The organism is Neorhizobium lilium (genome assembly GCF_004053875.1).
In the GTDB taxonomy this organism is placed as follows: domain Bacteria; phylum Pseudomonadota; class Alphaproteobacteria; order Rhizobiales; family Rhizobiaceae; genus Neorhizobium; species Neorhizobium lilii.
In genome coordinates this window covers 253,428-270,237 of the sequence record NZ_SBIP01000005.1, presented here as the reverse complement: position 1 = coordinate 270,237, position 16,810 = coordinate 253,428, and the positions used below count along the sequence as shown (strand labels likewise).

Annotated in this window: 14 protein-coding genes; 1 reads left to right on the top strand and 13 read right to left on the bottom strand. The window is 60.6% G+C overall.

Features of this window, described 5'->3' with window-relative positions; all coding sequences use genetic code 11:
• Positions 1 to 7 precede the first annotated feature (7 nt).
• Positions 8 to 1,087, top strand: a complete 1,080-nt coding sequence (locus EPK99_RS22140) for a TraB/GumN family protein (RefSeq protein ID WP_245582525.1) — start codon at positions 8 to 10, stop codon at positions 1,085 to 1,087.
• Here the strand turns inward: EPK99_RS22140 and EPK99_RS22135 are convergent.
• The 13 genes from EPK99_RS22135 to sdhA form a co-directional block, all read right to left on the bottom strand.
• Entirely contained in the window at positions 1,071 to 1,595 is a 525-nt protein-coding gene (locus EPK99_RS22135; protein ID WP_128445265.1) for a DUF2867 domain-containing protein, read from the bottom strand. The genes EPK99_RS22140 and EPK99_RS22135 overlap by 17 nt on opposite strands.
• Before the next feature lie 133 nt (positions 1,596 to 1,728).
• Positions 1,729 to 3,135 carry a dihydrolipoyl dehydrogenase gene (gene lpdA / locus EPK99_RS22130; protein WP_128445264.1) on the bottom strand — a complete coding sequence of 469 codons (1,407 nt, stop codon included), beginning with the start codon at positions 3,133 to 3,135 and terminating at the stop codon, positions 1,729 to 1,731.
• A gap of 33 nt (positions 3,136 to 3,168) precedes the next feature.
• The gene (locus tag EPK99_RS22125) at positions 3,169 to 3,582 is read right to left on the bottom strand and encodes an MAPEG family protein (protein WP_128445263.1); all 414 of its coding nucleotides are present in this window, start codon (positions 3,580 to 3,582) and stop codon (positions 3,169 to 3,171) included.
• Between the two features lie 27 nt (positions 3,583 to 3,609).
• On the bottom strand, positions 3,610 to 4,863 hold the full coding sequence (gene odhB, locus EPK99_RS22120) for a 2-oxoglutarate dehydrogenase complex dihydrolipoyllysine-residue succinyltransferase (RefSeq protein ID WP_128445262.1): 1,254 nt from the start codon (positions 4,861 to 4,863) through the stop codon (positions 3,610 to 3,612).
• Between the two features lie 54 nt (positions 4,864 to 4,917).
• Positions 4,918 to 7,917 carry a 2-oxoglutarate dehydrogenase E1 component gene (locus EPK99_RS22115; RefSeq protein ID WP_128445261.1) on the bottom strand — a complete coding sequence of 1,000 codons (3,000 nt, stop codon included), beginning with the start codon at positions 7,915 to 7,917 and terminating at the stop codon, positions 4,918 to 4,920.
• A gap of 186 nt (positions 7,918 to 8,103) precedes the next feature.
• On the bottom strand, positions 8,104 to 9,006 hold the full coding sequence (sucD, locus tag EPK99_RS22110; RefSeq protein ID WP_128445260.1) for a succinate--CoA ligase subunit alpha: 903 nt from the start codon (positions 9,004 to 9,006) through the stop codon (positions 8,104 to 8,106).
• Positions 9,007 to 9,026: 20 nt separating this feature from the next.
• The gene (gene sucC / locus EPK99_RS22105) at positions 9,027 to 10,220 is read right to left on the bottom strand and encodes an ADP-forming succinate--CoA ligase subunit beta (protein ID WP_128445259.1); all 1,194 of its coding nucleotides are present in this window, start codon (positions 10,218 to 10,220) and stop codon (positions 9,027 to 9,029) included.
• A gap of 20 nt (positions 10,221 to 10,240) precedes the next feature.
• A complete protein-coding gene (gene mdh / locus EPK99_RS22100) occupies positions 10,241 to 11,203 on the bottom strand; it encodes a malate dehydrogenase (protein ID WP_128445258.1) in 963 nt (320 codons plus the stop codon).
• Positions 11,204 to 11,376: 173 nt separating this feature from the next.
• Entirely contained in the window at positions 11,377 to 12,540 is a 1,164-nt protein-coding gene (zapE, locus tag EPK99_RS22095) for a cell division protein ZapE (RefSeq protein ID WP_128445257.1), read from the bottom strand.
• Positions 12,541 to 12,564: 24 nt separating this feature from the next.
• Positions 12,565 to 13,098: a protease inhibitor Inh/omp19 family protein gene (locus tag EPK99_RS22090; RefSeq protein ID WP_128445256.1), complete on the bottom strand. Its 534-nt coding sequence runs from the start codon at positions 13,096 to 13,098 to the stop codon at positions 12,565 to 12,567.
• A 157-nt stretch (positions 13,099 to 13,255) separates the two neighbouring features.
• A complete protein-coding gene (locus EPK99_RS22085) occupies positions 13,256 to 14,035 on the bottom strand; it encodes a succinate dehydrogenase iron-sulfur subunit (protein ID WP_128445255.1) in 780 nt (259 codons plus the stop codon).
• On the bottom strand, positions 14,028 to 14,951 hold the full coding sequence (locus tag EPK99_RS22080; RefSeq protein ID WP_128445254.1) for a hypothetical protein: 924 nt from the start codon (positions 14,949 to 14,951) through the stop codon (positions 14,028 to 14,030). The genes EPK99_RS22085 and EPK99_RS22080 overlap by 8 nt, the downstream gene beginning before the upstream one ends.
• Before the next feature lies 1 nt (position 14,952).
• Positions 14,953 to 16,809: a succinate dehydrogenase flavoprotein subunit gene (sdhA, locus tag EPK99_RS22075; RefSeq protein ID WP_164901840.1), complete on the bottom strand. Its 1,857-nt coding sequence runs from the start codon at positions 16,807 to 16,809 to the stop codon at positions 14,953 to 14,955.
• Position 16,810 lies beyond the last annotated feature (1 nt).

Below are 16,810 nucleotides of genomic sequence, written 5' to 3'. Positions count from 1 at the left end.
TGACGTGATGATTGCCGCCGCCCTGCCCTCCTCGATCGCGATGATACTGAAACGCGCCCAGGACCTGACCCTGTGGCTGCTGGCAGGGCTGCACGTCCTGGCGCTCCTGTCATTCCTCATCGTCCTTGGAATACTGGCACCGGCCCTCGCTGAAGACGGCGCCTGCGGCGGACACAATCTGCTGGAAGACATGAAGGCGCAGAACCCTGCAACCTACGCTGAAGTCATTGCCGAAGCGGACCGCATTCCCAACGGCAAGTCCATTTTCTGGAAGATCGAGAAGCCGGGCCTGTCGCCATCCTACCTGCTCGGCACCATGCACGTGACAGACCCCCGGGTGCTGCGCATGCCGCCGGGCGCTGCCGAAGCGAGTGCCGCCGCCCGAACAATTGTGGTGGAGTCGGACGAAATCCTTGACGAGAAGAAGGCCATGGCAGGCATCTTCGCCAACCCTGATCTCACCATGTTCACCGACGGCCGGTCGCTGGAAACGCTGCTCTCGAAGGACGATCTCGCCCTTCTCACAGCCGACCTCAAGCAAAGGGGCATCCCCCTGTCCGCCGTATCGCGCATGAAGCCGTGGATGCTGGCATCAGCGATTTCCCTGCCCGCCTGCGAAACGGCGCGTAAGGCCGAAAATGCATCCTTTCTCGACAAGCAGATCGCCCTCGATGCGGCCGCCAAGGGCAAGCCGGTAAAAGGTCTGGAAACCTTCGCTGAACAGCTTTCGACGCTTGCCGCCATACCGATGGACCTTCACCTGAAGTCGCTGATCGAAACCATCAAACTCGGCTCCAGGATGGACGATGTCTTCGAGACCATGACCGAGCTCTATCTTTCCGGCAATATCGGCCTCACCATTCCGGTTCTGAAGCGCGCTACACCCGAGGGCGGGGACGAGGCCGGCTATGCCCAGTTCGAGGAATTGGTGGTGCGCCAGCGCAATCACCATATGGCCGACCGCGCCGCACCCATTCTGGCCGAAGGCGGTGTCTTCATCGCCGTCGGCGCCCTCCACTTGCCCGACCGCGAAGGTCTGGTCGAACTGATCCGGCGGCAAGGTTATACGGTTACGGCAGTGAACTGACTGCGCACAGCCGCTTTTGCATATTTCGCAGCATCGCCTTTACGATCAGCTTATGAAACGGTGTGATGACGGCGATATAGATCCGGCCGAGCAGGATTTTCCGGTACACCAGCGTTGTGGCCGCGACCAATTTCCGGTCCTCACCGGCGTCTACGACATCGATAATCACCCTGAAATCCAGATGCTCGTCATCGAAACCGGCCACCACTTGGTGGTCAGATTTACTGACTACGGGAAAGAAGCCAATCGATTCACGTGCAGATGAGGCAAGACTTTCAGATGACTTCAGACCAAATATCGAAACGATATGGTTACGCAGGCCTAACAATAGCCTAGCCCAGGAAGGAAAATGGGTAAGGGCAAGATACGCAGCCTCTATTGCTGTCAGACTTTGACTGGTCACCTCAGTCGTGTAGCAATCTGCCCAGTCGGCATCGGGGAGCGCTGGGTGCGGCAATAGCGGCCGGCTGAATAAAAGCTTTCTGGACAGATCGCTGACGGTTCTCATTCCTGACCATACGATCTGACGTCGCAGTTCTCTAGCAGAAACGAAAAGCAGTCCTGCGGCTTGACGTCGCTAGCCCAAACCGAAAAGCCGCCGCCTATAAGGCAGCGGCTTTTATCTTAAAGGACGTTTTGCCTCACATATGGATCGGCTTGAAGAACGTGGCGAGCGCCGCCTCCTTCACCGCTTCCGACATGGTCGGATGGGCATGGCAGGTCCGGCCGAGGTCCTCGGACGAGCCGCCGAATTCCATCAGCACGGCGATCTCGTGGATCATCTCGCCAGCGCCGAAGCTGACGATATGACCGCCGAGAACCCGGTCTGTGTCCTTGTCGGCCAGGATCTTCACGAAGCCTTCCGTTGCCAGCATGGCGCGGGCGCGGCCGTTTGCCGTGAAGGGGAACTTGCCCACCTTATAGGCGATACCCGCAGCCTTCAGTTCTTCTTCCGTCTTGCCGACGGATGCGACTTCCGGCTGCGTGTAGACCACGCTCGGGATGACGTCGTAGTTCACATGGCCATGCTGCCCGGCGAGAATTTCGGCAAGCGCCACGCCCTCGTCTTCGGCCTTGTGCGCCAGCATCGGGCCTTTCACCACATCGCCGATCGCATAGATGCCGGCGACATTGGTCTTGAAATGGCCGTCGATTTCAACGCGGCCGCGATTGTCGAGCGCGACGCCGACCGTGTCCAGCCCGAGCCCATCCGTATAGGGCTTGCGTCCGGTGGAGACCAGCACCACGTCGGCTTCAAGCGTCACGGCGTCGCCGCCCCTGACCGGCTCATAGGTCACCTTGGCGCCGGTGGCCGTCTTTTCGACGCCCGTCACCTTGGCCTCGGTGCGGATTTCCATGCCCTGCTTGGCCATCATGCGCTGGAACTGTTTGGAGACGTCGCTGTCCATGCTGCCCAGCAGCTTGTCGAGATATTCGACAACCGTGACCTTGGCGCCGAGCCGCGACCAGACCGACCCAAGCTCCATGCCGATCACACCGCCGCCCACGACAATGAGATGGCCGGGCACCTTGTCCAGCGCGATGGCGCCGGTCGAGGAGACGATGACCTTCTCGTCGATATCGACGTTGACGCCGGGAATGCCGGCGACATCCGAACCGGTGGCAATGACGATGTTCTTGGTTTCCAGCTCCTGAACCTTGCCGTCCTCGGCCGTCACCGAAACCTTGTCCGCAGCCACGATCTTACCGGTGCCGATGAAGCCATCGATCTTGTTCTTCTTGAACAGGAAGGCGACGCCATCGACATTCGACTTCACCGTGGCGTCCTTGTGCGCCATCATCTTTCCGAGGTTCAGCGTCGGTGCTGCCACCTCGACGCCGAGCTGATCGACGCCATGCGCCACATGCGCAAACATTTCGGAAGCATGCAGCAATGCCTTGGACGGGATGCAGCCGACATTGAGGCAGGTTCCGCCATAGGTCGCACGCTTTTCAACCACCGCGACCTTGAGGCCGAGCTGGGCTGCCTTGATCGCGCAGACGTAACCGCCCGGGCCGCTACCGATGACGACGACATCATAAGCCATTTTAAAATCCTTTTTCCTGAACCGCCCGTGAGCTTAGGTCAGCAGGGCGAACATCATGATGATCAGTCCGACAATACTTAAGACCCACGCGAGAGAGCGGATATAGGGAATGCCGGCGAGATAGAGCGGGACATAGACGATGCGGGCGACCAACCAGAGCCAGCCACCGAGCACGCCCCAGCCGGACGCATCGCCGATAAAGGCAAGACCGAGAAGAAGCCCGATGAAGGCGGGATAGGTTTCCTGGTAATTCTTGGAAGCGCGGGCAGCGCGGCCGGGCACAAAGCCTGCCGGCTGCTTGTTGTCGTCCCGAGGGCTCGCATTCCAGGTCGAGCCCAGCTCACGCGTCGCCAGAAAGCCCTGCAGGAGAATGTGGAAGAGCAGCAGGAAGACACTAAGGCATAACAGGACCACGACATGCGTGGCGTTTACCGAAGCGGGTTCCATGCTGCTCTCCCTTGATATGCGACCGGATTAGAGGTCGAGAACCAGACGTTCCGGATCTTCCAGGCTTTCCTTGACGCGAACCAGGAAGGTCACGGCTTCCTTGCCGTCGACGATCCGGTGGTCATAGGACAGTGCCAGATACATCATCGGGCGGATCACCACCTGGCCGCCGATTGCGACCGGACGCTCCTGGATCTTGTGCATGCCCAGAATGCCGGACTGCGGCGCGTTCAAGATCGGCGAAGACATCAGCGATCCGTAGACGCCGCCATTGGTGATGGTGAAGGTGCCGCCCTGCATGTCCGCCATCGACAGCGAGCCATCGCGCGCGGCCTTGGCAAGACGTGCCAGTTCCTTCTCCACTTCCGCGATGGACATCTTGTCGGCATCACGGATGACCGGAACCACCAGGCCCTTGTCCGTGCCGACAGCCATGCCGACATGGCAGTAGTTCTTGTAGATGATGTCAGTGCCGTCGATCTCGGCGTTGACGGCCGGAAGTTCCTTCAGCGCATGCGTGATGGCCTTGGTGAAGAAGCCCATGAAGCCGAGCTTCACGCCATGCTTCTTCTCGAAGACGTCCTTGTATTTGGTGCGCAGGTCCATCACCGCCTTCATGTCCACCTCGTTATAGGTGGTCAGCATGGCGGCCGTGTTCTGCGCATCCTTCAGGCGCTTGGCGATCGTCTGGCGCAGGCGCGTCATCTTCACGCGCTCTTCACGCACCGAATCCTCGGCAGTGGCGACCGGCCGGGGTGCGGCGGGAGCGGCAGCAGGAGCAGCCGGTGCCGACGACCCCTTGGCGATAGCGGCGATCACATCGCCCTTCAGCACCTGGCCGCGCTTGCCAGACCCATCGACATCCGATGTCGAGATGTTGTTGTCGGCCGCAACCTTGGCAGCAGCCGGTGCGGGCGGCATCGAGGTCGCGGAAGCAGCCGAAGAGGCAACGGCGGCAGGTGCCGGAGCAGCTGCGGCTGCAACTGGCGCAGGCGCGGCTTCAGCAGGCTTTGCAGCCGGGGCGGCGGTCGCCGAGCCGGCGGCACCTTCCTGGATCTGGCCGAGCAACGCGCTGAGGCCAACGGTTTCGCCGTTCTGGGCGACGATCTCGACAAGAACGCCCGAAGCCGGAGAAGGCACCTCGACGGTCACCTTGTCCGTTTCAAGTTCGACGAGCGGCTCGTCGGCCTTCACCGTATCGCCGACCTTCTTGAACCAGGTGCCGACAGTTGCCTCGCTGACGGACTCGCCGAGAGTAGGGACGCGGATTTCGGTGGCCATGATCTGTTTCCGTGGTTGTCAGATTGTTTCGAACGTTTGGGAGGGCGGCTGAAATCAGCCGCCAAGCGCGTCTTCGAGGAAGGCTTCGAGCTGGGCGAGATGCTTCGACATCAGGCCCGTTGCCGGAGAAGCGGCAGCCGGACGGCCCGTATACCGGACGCGCTGATACTTGGCGTCGATATGGGCCAGAACCCATTCCAGATAAGGGTCGATGAACGCCCATGCGCCCATGTTCTTCGGCTCTTCCTGGCACCAGACCATCTCGGCATTGCGGAAGCGCGAGAGCTCGTTGATGAGCGCCTTGGCCGGGAACGGATAGAGCTGTTCGATGCGCAGCAGGTAGACGTCGTCGATGCCGCGCTTCTCGCGCTCTTCCAGAAGGTCGTAATAGACCTTGCCGGTGCACATCACCACGCGGCGGATCTTGGCATCCTTCTGGAGCTTGATCGGGCCGTCCTTGATGACTTCCGCATCGTCCCACAGCAGACGGTGGAATGACGATTCGCCCGCCATTTCCGTAAGCGTCGAGGTTGCGCGCTTGTGGCGCAGCAGCGACTTCGGCGTCATCAGGATCAGCGGCTTGCGGAAGTCGCGCTTCACCTGGCGGCGCAGGATGTGGAAATAATTGGACGGTGTTGAGCAGTTGGCAACCTGCATATTGTCTTCGGCGCACATCTGCAGCCAGCGCTCGAGGCGTGCCGACGAGTGCTCCGGTCCCTGCCCTTCATAACCATGCGGCAGGAGGCAGACGAGGCCCGACATGCGCAGCCACTTGCGTTCGCCCGACGAGATGAACTGGTCGAACACCACCTGCGCGCCGTTGGCGAAGTCACCGAACTGAGCTTCCCATAGCGTCAGCGCATTCGGCCGCGCCAGGGAATAACCGTATTCGAAGCCAAGCACCGCCTCTTCCGAAAGCATCGAATTGATGACTTCGTAGCGTGCCTGGCTGGGCGACAGGTTGGCAAGCGGGATGAAGCGCTCTTCGCTGTCCTGGTCGTAGAGCACCGAGTGACGCTGCGAGAAGGTGCCGCGTTCGACGTCCTGGCCCGATAGCCGGATCTTCGTGCCTTCGACGGCCAGCGACCCGAACGCTAGGGCTTCCGCCATAGCCCAGTCGATGCCTTCGCCCGTCTCGATCATCTGAGCGCGGTTTTCCATGAAGCGCTTGATCGTGCGATGGGCGTTGAAGCCCTCCGGAACGGTCGAGAGCTTGCGGCCGATCTCGCGCAGTTCCTTGATCGGAACGGCGGTCTTGCCACGCCGCTGTTCGTCGGCATTGTCGGCAGAACGCAGACCGGACCACTTGCCGTCCAGCCAGTCCGCCTTGTTCGGCTTGTAGCTCTGGCCGGCTTCGAATTCCGCTTCGAGATGGGCGCGCCAGTCGGCCTTCATCTTCTCGAACTCGCCGTCAGTCAGCAGGTTTTCCGCAATCAGGCGCTCGGCGTAGATCTCTGCCACGGCCTTGTGGCCGCGGATGACCTTGTACATCTTCGGCTGCGTGAATGAAGGCTCATCGCCCTCGTTGTGGCCGAAGCGGCGATAGCAGAATATGTCGAGCACGACCGGCTTGTGGAACTTCATCCGGTATTCGGTGGCGATCTTAGCCGCATAGACGACCGCTTCCGGATCGTCACCGTTGACGTGGAAGATCGGCGCCTCGATCATCTTGGCCACATCCGACGGATAAGGCGAGGACCGCGAGAAGCCCGGATTGGTGGTGAAGCCGATCTGGTTGTTGATGATGACGTGCATCGTGCCGGCAACGCGGTGGCCGCGCAGACCCGACAGGCCGAGGATTTCGGCGACCACGCCCTGCCCCGCGAAGGCGGCATCGCCATGCAGCAGCAGCGGCAGGACGCGCGAACGTTCCGACAGCGGAATGATGCCATCCTTGTCGGCGGTCTTGGCCAGCATGTCCTGCTTGGCGCGCGCCTTGCCCATCACCACCGGATTGACGATTTCCAGGTGCGACGGGTTGGCGGTCAGCGACAGGTGAACCTTGTTGCCGTCGAATTCGCGGTCCGAAGAGGCACCGAGATGGTACTTGACGTCGCCCGAGCCTTCGACTTCGTCCGGCTTGAAGGAACCGCCCTTGAACTCGTGGAACACGGCGCGATGCGGCTTGTGCATCACGTTGGTGAGCACGTTCAGGCGGCCGCGATGGGCCATGCCAAGCACGACCTCTTCAAGGCCTTCCTGGCCGCCGCGCTTGATGATCTGCTCCAGAGCCGGGATGAGGCTCTCACCGCCATCGAGACCGAAGCGCTTCGTGCCCTTGAAGCGCACGTCGAGGAACTGTTCGTAGCCTTCCGCCTCGACCAGCTTCGACAGGATCGCCTTCTTGCCCTCGGGCGTGAATTCGACGCCCTTGCCGGGACCCTCGATACGCTCCTGGATCCAGGACTTTTCTTCCGGATTGGAGATGTGCATGAACTCGACGCCGATCGTCGAGCAATAGGTACGCTCCAGGATCTCGATCATCTCGCGAAGCGTCGCGAATTCGAGACCGAGCACGTTGTCGATGAAGATCTTGCGGTCGTAATCGGCTTCGGTAAAGCCGTAGGCCGACGGCGAAAGCTCGTTATAGTCTTCCACTGCGCTGGCAATGCCGAGGGGGTCGAGCTTGGCATGCAGATGGCCGCGCATGCGGTAGGCGCGGATCATCATGATGGCGCGCACGCTGTCGCGCGTCGCCTGCATCACGTCGGCGTCACTGATCTGCTTGCCCGATGCGGCAGCCGTTTCGACGGCCTTCGCCTTGACCTTCGTCTCGATGGCCTTTTCGACCACCGGCCAGTTGCCGTCGAGTGCGGACACCAGATCGCCACCGGCCGCAATCGGCCAGTTCTTGCGTTGCCAGGATGCGCCTTGGGCCGCCTTCTTCACATCTTCGGGATTGTCTGCGAGAGCCTTGAAGAAGGCCTGCCATTCCGGCGAAAGCGAATTGGGATCGCTCTCATACCTGGCGTAAAGCTGCTCGATATACGCCGCATTGGCGCCATCGAGGAAGGATGTGATGAGAAACTGCTCGTTGGCTTCTTGACGTGCCATGGTCTTTCGCGAGCGCCGCGCCCGCCTCCTGACGTGATAGGAACCGGATCTGTTCCGGCATGCCGCATTCTCTGCATGACGTCTTCTGAAGACGCCGAAGCGGACAGGGCGAAAGCGTCATCCTGTCCGTTTCTTGGGAAAACAATCGCCACCGAACTATCGGCAGCGATTGTCCTTTATGTGGCGTCAGCCCTTGAGGACTTCAACCAGGGTCTTGCCGAGACGAGCCGGGGAAGGCGATACCTTGATGCCGGCCGCTTCCATGGCCGAGATCTTGGATTCCGCATCGCCCTTGCCGCCGGATACGACAGCGCCGGCGTGACCCATGGTGCGGCCCTTCGGAGCGGTACGGCCGGCGATGAAGCCTGCCATGGGCTTCCTGCGGCCCTTCTTTGCTTCATCGATCAGGAACTGCGCCGCGTCTTCTTCGGCCGAACCGCCGATTTCGCCGATCATGATGATCGATTGCGTGGCGTCGTCCGCAAGGAACATTTCCAGCACGTCGATGAACTCGGTGCCCTTGACCGGATCGCCGCCGATGCCGACAGCCGTCGTCTGGCCGAGGCCCTCGTTCGAGGTCTGGAACACGGCCTCATAGGTCAAGGTTCCCGAACGGGAAACGATGCCGACCGAACCCTTGCGGAAGATGGAGCCCGGCATGATGCCGATCTTGCACTCTTCAGGGGTCAGGATGCCCGGGCAGTTGGGACCCAGCAGGCGGGACTTGGAGCCTTCAAGGCGAGCCTTGACACGTACCATGTCCATGACCGGGATGCCCTCGGTGATGCAGGTGATGAACGGGATCTCGGCCTCGATCGCCTCGATGATCGCGTCCGCAGCGCCTGCCGGCGGAACGTAGATCACGGACGCATCGGCGCCGGTGCGTTCCTTGGCTTCGGCAACGGTCGCATAGATCGGCAGGCTCTCGCCCTTGGAGCCGGTCCAGGTTTCGCCACCCTTCTTGGGGTGGATACCGCCGACCATCTTGGTGCCGTAATAGGCAAGCGCCTGCTCGGTGTGGAAGGTGCCGGTCTTGCCGGTCAGGCCCTGAACGAGGACCTTGGTGTCTTTATTGACGAGAATGGACATTTATTTCCGGTCCTTCAAAATCAGCCGTTGATCGCCGCGACGATCTTCTTCGCAGCATCGTCCAGGTCGTCGGCGGCCGTGATCGCAAGACCGGACTCGTTGAGGATCTTCTTGCCAAGCTCCACATTGGTGCCTTCGAGGCGCACCACGAGCGGAACCTTGAGACCCACTTCCTGAACCGCAGCGACAACGCCTTCGGCGATGACGTCGCACTTCATGATGCCGCCGAAGATGTTGACGAGGATGCCCTCGACCTTCGGGTCGGCCGTGATGATCTTGAAGGCTGCAGCGACCTTCTCCTTGCCGGCGCCACCGCCGACGTCGCAGAAGTTTGCCGGCTCCTTGCCGTAAAGCTTGATGATGTCCATCGTCGCCATGGCGAGACCGGCGCCGTTGACCATGCAGCCGATATTGCCATCGAGTGCCACATAGGCGAGGTCCCACTTGGAAGCCTCGATTTCCTTGGCGTCTTCTTCGGTCTCGTCGCGCAGCGCCTTGACGTCGTCGTGGCGGAACAGCGCATTGCCGTCGAAGGACATCTTGGCGTCGAGAACGCGCAGATGGCCGTCCTTCATGACGATCAGCGGATTGACTTCAAGAAGAGCCATGTCCTTTTCGCCGAAGGCCTTGTAGAGCGCCGGGAAGAGCGACTTGGCGTCTTCGGCGGCAGCGCCGTTCAGTTCGAGAGCGTTGGAAATCTTCGTCACGTCGTCGGCGGTCACACCAGCGACCGGATCGATGGCGATCGTGTGGATCTTCTCGGGCGTGTCATGGGCGACAGCCTCGATATCCATGCCGCCTTCGGTCGAAACGACGAAAGCCACCCTGCCGACCGAGCGGTCGACCAGGATCGAGCAATATAGCTCGCGGTCGATGTCGGCACCGTCTTCGATATAGAGGCGGTTTACCTGTTTGCCGGCCTCGCCCGTCTGCGCCGTCACCAGCGTGTTGCCGAGCATGTCCTTGGCATGGGCGACGACTTCCTCGATCGACTTCGCCAGGCGAACGCCGCCCTTGGCATCGGGACCGAGTTCCTTGAACTTGCCCTTGCCGCGACCGCCGGCATGGATCTGGCTCTTGACGACGTAAAGCGGACCGGGAAGCGACCTTGCAGCGGCTTCGGCTTCTTCCACTTTCAGGATCGGCACGCCCGCGGCGACCGGCGCGCCATAGCCCTTCAGCAGAGCCTTGGCCTGGTATTCGTGAATATTCATGAGTCTCTATCCTGTCTGGATTACTTGAGAGCCGGAGCGATGGCGACGCAGGCTTCGCAGAGGCTGGCGACCGCGCCGACGGACTTCTGGAAAGCCGCTTCTTCGTCCTTGTTGAATTCGACTTCGATGATGCGCTCGATGCCACCGGCACCGATGATCGTCGGCACGCCGACATACATGTCCTTGACGCCATACTGGCCCGAAAGGTAGGCGGCAGCCGGCAGAACGCGCTTCTTGTCCTTGAGGAAGGATTCAGCCATTTCGATCGCCGAAGCGGCCGGTGCGTAATAGGCCGAGCCCGTCTTGAGTAGGCCGACGATCTCTGCGCCGCCGTCACGGGTGCGCTGGATGATTTCTTCCAGGCGCTCCTTGGTGACCCAGCCCATCTTGACGAGATCGGTCAGCGGAACACCGCCAACGGTCGAATAACGGGCGAGCGGCACCATGGTGTCGCCATGACCGCCGAGAACGAACGCCGTCACATCCTGGACGGAGACGTTGAATTCTTCGGACAGGAACAGACGGAAACGGGCCGAGTCCAGTACGCCGGCCATGCCGACGACCATGTTCTTCGGCAGGCCCGAGAATTTCTGAAGCGCCCAGACCATCGCGTCAAGCGGATTGGTGATGCAGATCACGAAGGCGTTCGGGGCATATTTCTTGATGCCGGCGCCGACCTGTTCCATGACCTTGAGGTTGATGCCGAGCAGGTCGTCGCGGCTCATGCCCGGCTTGCGGGCAACGCCGGCGGTCACGATGCAGACGTCGGCACCTTCGATCGCAGCGTAATCGCTGGCGCCGGTGAGCTTGGCATTGAAGCCTTCGACGGGGCCGGACTGGGCGATGTCGAGACCCTTGCCCTGCGGAATGCCGTCAGCAATGTCGAACAGGACGACATCGCCCAGTTCTTTCAGGCTGGCCAGGTGAGCCAGGGTGCCGCCGATCATGCCGGAACCAATAAGTGCGATCTTCTTGCGCGCCATCGAAAAGCTTCCTTTCAAGATCCTTCTCACCGCAAGGCCATGGCAGGCCATCGGGTGGCATTCGCATAGCTCTATACTTGGAAAATGGCAATGAATTATTTCAGAGCTAAGTTTTTCAAACGTTTAGATCGAAAATATCTTACGTAAACGTAAGATATTCCGTCACGAAAGTGTTAAGCTTCGGCGCGTTCCGCCTGGTGGCGCGCCAGATAGTCGGCGCTTCGCATCTCGAACAGGCGGGAAACCGTTCGATCGAATTCGAAGCCTTCCGTGCCGCGCCGTTCCGTCAGAATATCTTCCGCAGACGTCTCGGCGGACACGTAGAGCCGCACGGTATTGTCATAGAGCGTATCGACGAGATTGATGAAGCGCTTGGCCTCGTTGCGCTTTTCCGGCCCCAGTTGCGGGACGTGCTCCACGAAGATCTGGTCGAAGCGCTCGGCAAGCGCCAGATAGTCAGCAGCGCCAAGCGGTTTCTCGCATATGTCTGAAAACGAAAAGCGGGCGGCCCGGCCTGCCGCCAGCGGCACATGGATGCTGCGGCCCTTGCGGGGCACTTCGACCGGCGCGCCTTTCACCCCATCCGTCACTTGGTTCCAGGCAGCAGTCATGGCTGCATCCGCCCGCGCATCGAGCGGAGAGATGTAGACAGGGAGGTTTGCCAGCTTCTGCATGCGGTAGTCGGTCGGCGAATCGAGCGTCACCACATCCACATGCGTTTCCAGGAGCCCGATGAAAGGCAGGAAGAGGCTGCGGTTCAGTCCCTCCCGATAGAGATCGTCGGGCGCCACGTTCGATGTGGCGATCAGCACGCAGCCGAGGCCGAACAGTTCGGTGAACAGCCGCGCCAGGATCATCGCATCGGTAATGTCGGTGACGGAGAACTCGTCGAAGCAGAGCAGTTCCGCTTCCGCAAACAGCGCAGCGGCCACGGGTGGCACGGGATCGGCCTGACGGGTCTCGCCCCTCTTCAGCTTCTGCCGATGCTCGTGAATGCGGCTATGGACGTCGGCCATGAACTCGTGGAAATGCGCGCGGCGTTTTCGCGCGATCGGCGCCTTCTTGAAGAACATGTCCATCAGCATGGTCTTGCCGCGCCCGACGCTGCCATGCACGTAGAGCCCACGGATCTTGCGCGGCTTTCCGCTTCCCCGGGCAAACAGCCAGCCGAGAGCGCTGCTCTTCTTGGCCGGCTTGGTTTCCTTCAGGCAGGTCAGAACATGGTCGAGCTTGGCGGCCACCTGCATCTGCGCCGCATCCGGCGTCAGCGCGCCCGAGACTGCGAGCGCCTTCAGCTCTTCAGCGACACTCGACGTATAGTCGGGAATGGGTTCCACTCGGACGCCCTCTGCCGCCGCAGATCAGCGGCTGAGGCTGAGCGGCTGTCCGGAGGCCGTGGTGCCGTCATAACGATTGTCGGCGCTCTTGTAGACAGTACCGATCACGTCGCCGGCGCGGCTCTTGAACTGCACGGCCTTGCCGGACACTTCCCAGGAGCCCATTGCCGTCAGCTCTCCGGAGCAACCACGTGTGCCGCCGCGCGATCCGCCGCCGAGATTGGTCAGCGTCAGGAACATGTCGCAGGAGGCGCCGCCATTGGAAATACGCCAGTTGCCGACCATGCCTTCCTTCTTGACGTCCAGTGCGCTGCCCGGCGCGCCGGCTGCCGGATTGGCAGAGGCCATCATCGTGTTATTGGCCGGTGCCGACGGGAACTGGCTCTGGTCCGTGCCACCGGGAGGCGGAAGCTGGCTTCCCTGAACGGAAGGCACCGGCTGGGCCTGGAGCGGAGCGGGCTGTGAAGGCAGATCGCTATAGGGGCTGGATGACGTCCGCTGGCAACCGGCAAGCGCCAAGGCGAGAAGAAGACCCGTCGCCGCATATCTGAACTGCATCATCCAACTCCTGTTTCAGGCCCACCGACACCAAGTGCCAATTAAATGGGACCGAATTATCGTAAAGATATCGTTAATCAAGCTCTACTGGAACAATTTGGCGGTCCTGTGAACCACCGGACCGCCAATAAACATCAGATCGTGAAGCCAAAACCCACTAAACGCGGCGCTCGATCATCATCTTCTTGATTTCCGCAATGGCCTTGGCCGGGTTCAGACCCTTGGGGCAGGTCTGGGCACAGTTCATGATCGTGTGGCAGCGATAGAGCCGGAAGGGGTCCTCGAGGTTGTCGAGCCGTTCGCCCTTGGCTTCGTCTCTGGAGTCGATCAGCCAGCGATAGGCCTGCAGCAGGGTGGCGGGACCGAGATAACGGTCGCCATTCCACCAGTAGCTGGGACAGGATGTCGAGCAGCAGGCACACAGAATGCACTCGTAGAGGCCGTCCAGCTTCTGCCGGTCCTCATGGCTCTGCTTCCATTCCTTGGCGGGCGGCGGCGAAACCGTCTTCAGCCAGGGTTCGATCGACCGGTGCTGCGCATAGAAATTGGTGAGGTCCGGGACGAGATCCTTAACCACAGGCATATGCGGCAGCGGATAGATCTTCACCGTGCCCTTGATGTCTTCCATGCCCTTGGTGCAGGCGAGCGTGTTCGAGCCATCGATATTCATGGCGCAAGAACCGCAGATGCCTTCGCGGCAGGAGCGCCGCAGCGCCAGCGAAGGATCGACCTTGTTCTTGATGTAGAGCAGGGCGTCCAGAACCATCGGGCCGCAATCGTCCACATCCACGTAGAAAGTGTCGATGCTGGGGTTCTTCCCGTCGTCCGGGTTCCAGCGATAGATCCGAAGCTCCCGGACGTTCTTGGCGTCGGCCGGCTTCGGCCAGACCTTGCCTTCGGTCATCTGGGAATTCTTGGGGAGAGCGAGTTCAACCATGTTCCAGGTCCTCATCTTCGATAAACTTTGGCTGCAGAGGCAATTCATCTTGTTTTATCGCAACGAAGAGCATCAGCCGATACACAAAGTCGCGCCTTTTATGGACTTGCTCGCCAAAAGGATTTCCACTGCAAATGTCGATCTTATTCACAAGATATTGAAACGAATGTTGCTGTACCCACATCAATAGAAATAGGTGGTAGAACAGAACTCTTAGCGTTCTGGCGGAAGCTGCGTCAGCGAATCCGAACACTCCGCCACCCCCTCTGCCACTACTTGCTCCAGCAGCGACAGTCATTGCGGAAGCCAAGAAAGAAGGATGTGAAGCGGCAGACAATACCAGCCGCTCCTCTTTCAGCCAATCACCTAGCTCAGCTACAGCGTCAGAAAGTTCCGGATTCCGCGCCTTCAATTTCTCGTTAATCTTCTTCTCCAGCTTTCCTTTTGATATATGCTTGTGCCAGAACTTGTTGGAGGCTTCTGGCTCATGATGATGATGAAACTCGCTACAAAGTTCAGCGTCGTCCATTAGGAGGATGAGAAGGGAGCAATGCTCCTCTATCTGTCTCACAAGCATTTTTGCGGGAACATCAAATCCCGCTATGACCAGAGTACGAACAGCGTTCATATGGGCAGAGAGGCCACCGATCATAAATCGGCAAACCAAATCTCTTTTATTATCGGAATTATGCTCATCTTCTAAGGCCATGCTTAACGAAGCCAGCCAAAACGAAACCTCATCAACGACCTGTATCCAGCTCAGCAACCCACCGTCAAACCCCTTGCTGCTGCGCTCGAAATTAATCTGTTGCGCTGCATTGATTGTTGTAAATGCAGGCTCATAGGGTATCCCAACCACTTCAGCCCATAAGGCTCGCAAATTTCGCCTAATGGTCGGGCCCGTTAGTCGAATCATTTTAATATACCCGGGCCTTCGGCTCGATCTTGTAGGCGTCGATGCCCTCGGCGATCAGCTCGGTATGGACAGGGCGGTAGTCGAGCTTGATGTCGCCCGCCTCGTTCACCCAGGCCAGCGTATGCTTGCGCCAGTTAACGTCGTCGCGGCCGGCAAACGGGCCGGATGTGTAGTCTTCGCGGGCATGACTGCCGCGGCTTTCCTTGCGGGCCTCGGCGCCGTAGACGGTGGTGATCGCGTTCGCCATCAGATTGTGCAGTTCCAGCGTCTCGACAAGGTCCGAGTTCCAGATCATCGAGCGGTCGGTGACCTTGATGTCCTTCAGCTCGGTCCAGATCTCAGACAGCCGGCGGCAACCGGACTCCAGCGATTCCTGTGCGCGGAACACGGCTGCGTCTTCCTGCATGGCGCGCTGCATCTTGTCGCGCAGAACGGCGGTCGGCGTTCCGCCGCTCGCATACCGGGCACGGTCGAAGCGTTCCATGATCTTGTCGCAGGCGGCCACGTTCAGCGCCGGGATCGGTCCGGTGCGATCGACCACCTGGGCGGCGCGCATGGCGGCCGCACGGCCGAACACGACCAGGTCGATCAGCGAATTGGAACCGAGGCGGTTGGCGCCGTGCACCGAGGCGCAGCCCGCTTCGCCGACGGCCATCAGGCCGGGCAGAATGCGTTCGGGGTTGTCGCCATCGGCGTTCAGCACCTCGCCCCAGTAATTGGTCGGGATGCCGCCCATGTTGTAATGCACCGTCGGCAGAACCGGGATCGGTTCGCGCGTCACATCGACACCGGCGAAGATCTTGGCGCTCTCGGAAATGCCGGGCAGGCGTTCGTGCAGCACGGCCGGGTCGAGATGGTCGAGATGCAGGAAGATATGGTCCTTGTTCTTGCCGACGCCGCGACCCTCACGGATTTCGAGCGTCATGCAGCGGGACACCACGTCGCGCGAGGCAAGGTCCTTGGCGGACGGCGCATAGCGCTCCATGAAGCGCTCGCCTTCGGAGTTGACGAGATATCCACCCTCCCCGCGTGCGCCTTCGGTGATCAGACAGCCGGAACCGTAAATACCGGTCGGGTGGAACTGCACGAATTCCATATCCTGCAGCGGAATGCCGGCGCGTGCCGCCATGCCGCCGCCGTCGCCGGTGCAGGTATGGGCCGAGGTCGCCGAGAAATAGGCACGGCCGTAGCCGCCGGTCGCCAGCACCACCATCTTGGCGGCAAAGCGATGGATCGTGCCGTCGTCGAGGTTCCAGGCGACGACGCCGGTGCAGCGGCCGTCATCCGACATGATCAGATCGATCGCGAAATACTCGATGAAGAATTCTGCATTGTGCTTCAGCGACTGGCCGTAAAGCGTGTGCAGGATGGCGTGGCCGGTACGGTCGGCCGCAGCACAGGTGCGCTGCACCGGCGGGCCGGCGCCGAAATTCTGCATGTGGCCACCGAACGGGCGCTGGTAGATCTTGCCCTCGTCGTTACGCGAGAACGGCACGCCGTAATGTTCGAGCTCGTAGACGGCCTTGGGCGCTTCCATGACCATGTACTGCATGGCATCGACATCGCCCAGCCAGTCGGAGCCCTTGACCGTGTCGTAGAGATGCCACTGCCAGCTATCCGGTGTCATGTTCTGCAGCGAGGCAGCGATGCCGCCCTGTGCCGCTACCGTATGGGACCGGGTCGGGAACACCTTGGTGATGCAGGCCGTCTTGAAGCCCTGTTCGGCCATGCCGAGCGTGGCGCGAAGACCGGCGCCGCCGGCACCGACGACGATCACGTCGTAGGAGTGGTCGACATAGGTATAGGCCTTGCCGTTATGAGCGGCGCCATTCGGGGCAATAGGGGTAACGGATGCCATG

Excerpts from the sequence above, each read along its gene's own strand:
- EPK99_RS22140 (WP_245582525.1), top strand. The coding sequence starts at position 8 with ATGATTGCCGCCGCCCTGCCCTCCTCGATCGCGATGATACTGAAACGC.
- mdh (WP_128445258.1), bottom strand. The coding sequence starts at position 11,203 with ATGGCGCGCAAGAAGATCGCACTTATTGGTTCCGGCATGATCGGCGGC.
- EPK99_RS22115 (WP_128445261.1), bottom strand. The coding sequence starts at position 7,917 with ATGGCACGTCAAGAAGCCAACGAGCAGTTTCTCATCACATCCTTCCTC.
- EPK99_RS22090 (WP_128445256.1), bottom strand. The coding sequence starts at position 13,098 with ATGCAGTTCAGATATGCGGCGACGGGTCTTCTTCTCGCCTTGGCGCTT.
- lpdA (WP_128445264.1), bottom strand. The coding sequence starts at position 3,135 with ATGGCTTATGATGTCGTCGTCATCGGTAGCGGCCCGGGCGGTTACGTC.
- EPK99_RS22125 (WP_128445263.1), bottom strand. The coding sequence starts at position 3,582 with ATGGAACCCGCTTCGGTAAACGCCACGCATGTCGTGGTCCTGTTATGC.
- odhB (WP_128445262.1), bottom strand. The coding sequence starts at position 4,863 with ATGGCCACCGAAATCCGCGTCCCTACTCTCGGCGAGTCCGTCAGCGAG.
- sucC (WP_128445259.1), bottom strand. The coding sequence starts at position 10,220 with ATGAATATTCACGAATACCAGGCCAAGGCTCTGCTGAAGGGCTATGGC.
- EPK99_RS22085 (WP_128445255.1), bottom strand. The coding sequence starts at position 14,035 with ATGGTTGAACTCGCTCTCCCCAAGAATTCCCAGATGACCGAAGGCAAG.
- sucD (WP_128445260.1), bottom strand. The coding sequence starts at position 9,006 with ATGTCCATTCTCGTCAATAAAGACACCAAGGTCCTCGTTCAGGGCCTG.
- sdhA (WP_164901840.1), bottom strand. The coding sequence starts at position 16,809 with ATGGCATCCGTTACCCCTATTGCCCCGAATGGCGCCGCTCATAACGGC.
- EPK99_RS22080 (WP_128445254.1), bottom strand. The coding sequence starts at position 14,951 with ATGATTCGACTAACGGGCCCGACCATTAGGCGAAATTTGCGAGCCTTA.
- EPK99_RS22135 (WP_128445265.1), bottom strand. The coding sequence starts at position 1,595 with ATGAGAACCGTCAGCGATCTGTCCAGAAAGCTTTTATTCAGCCGGCCG.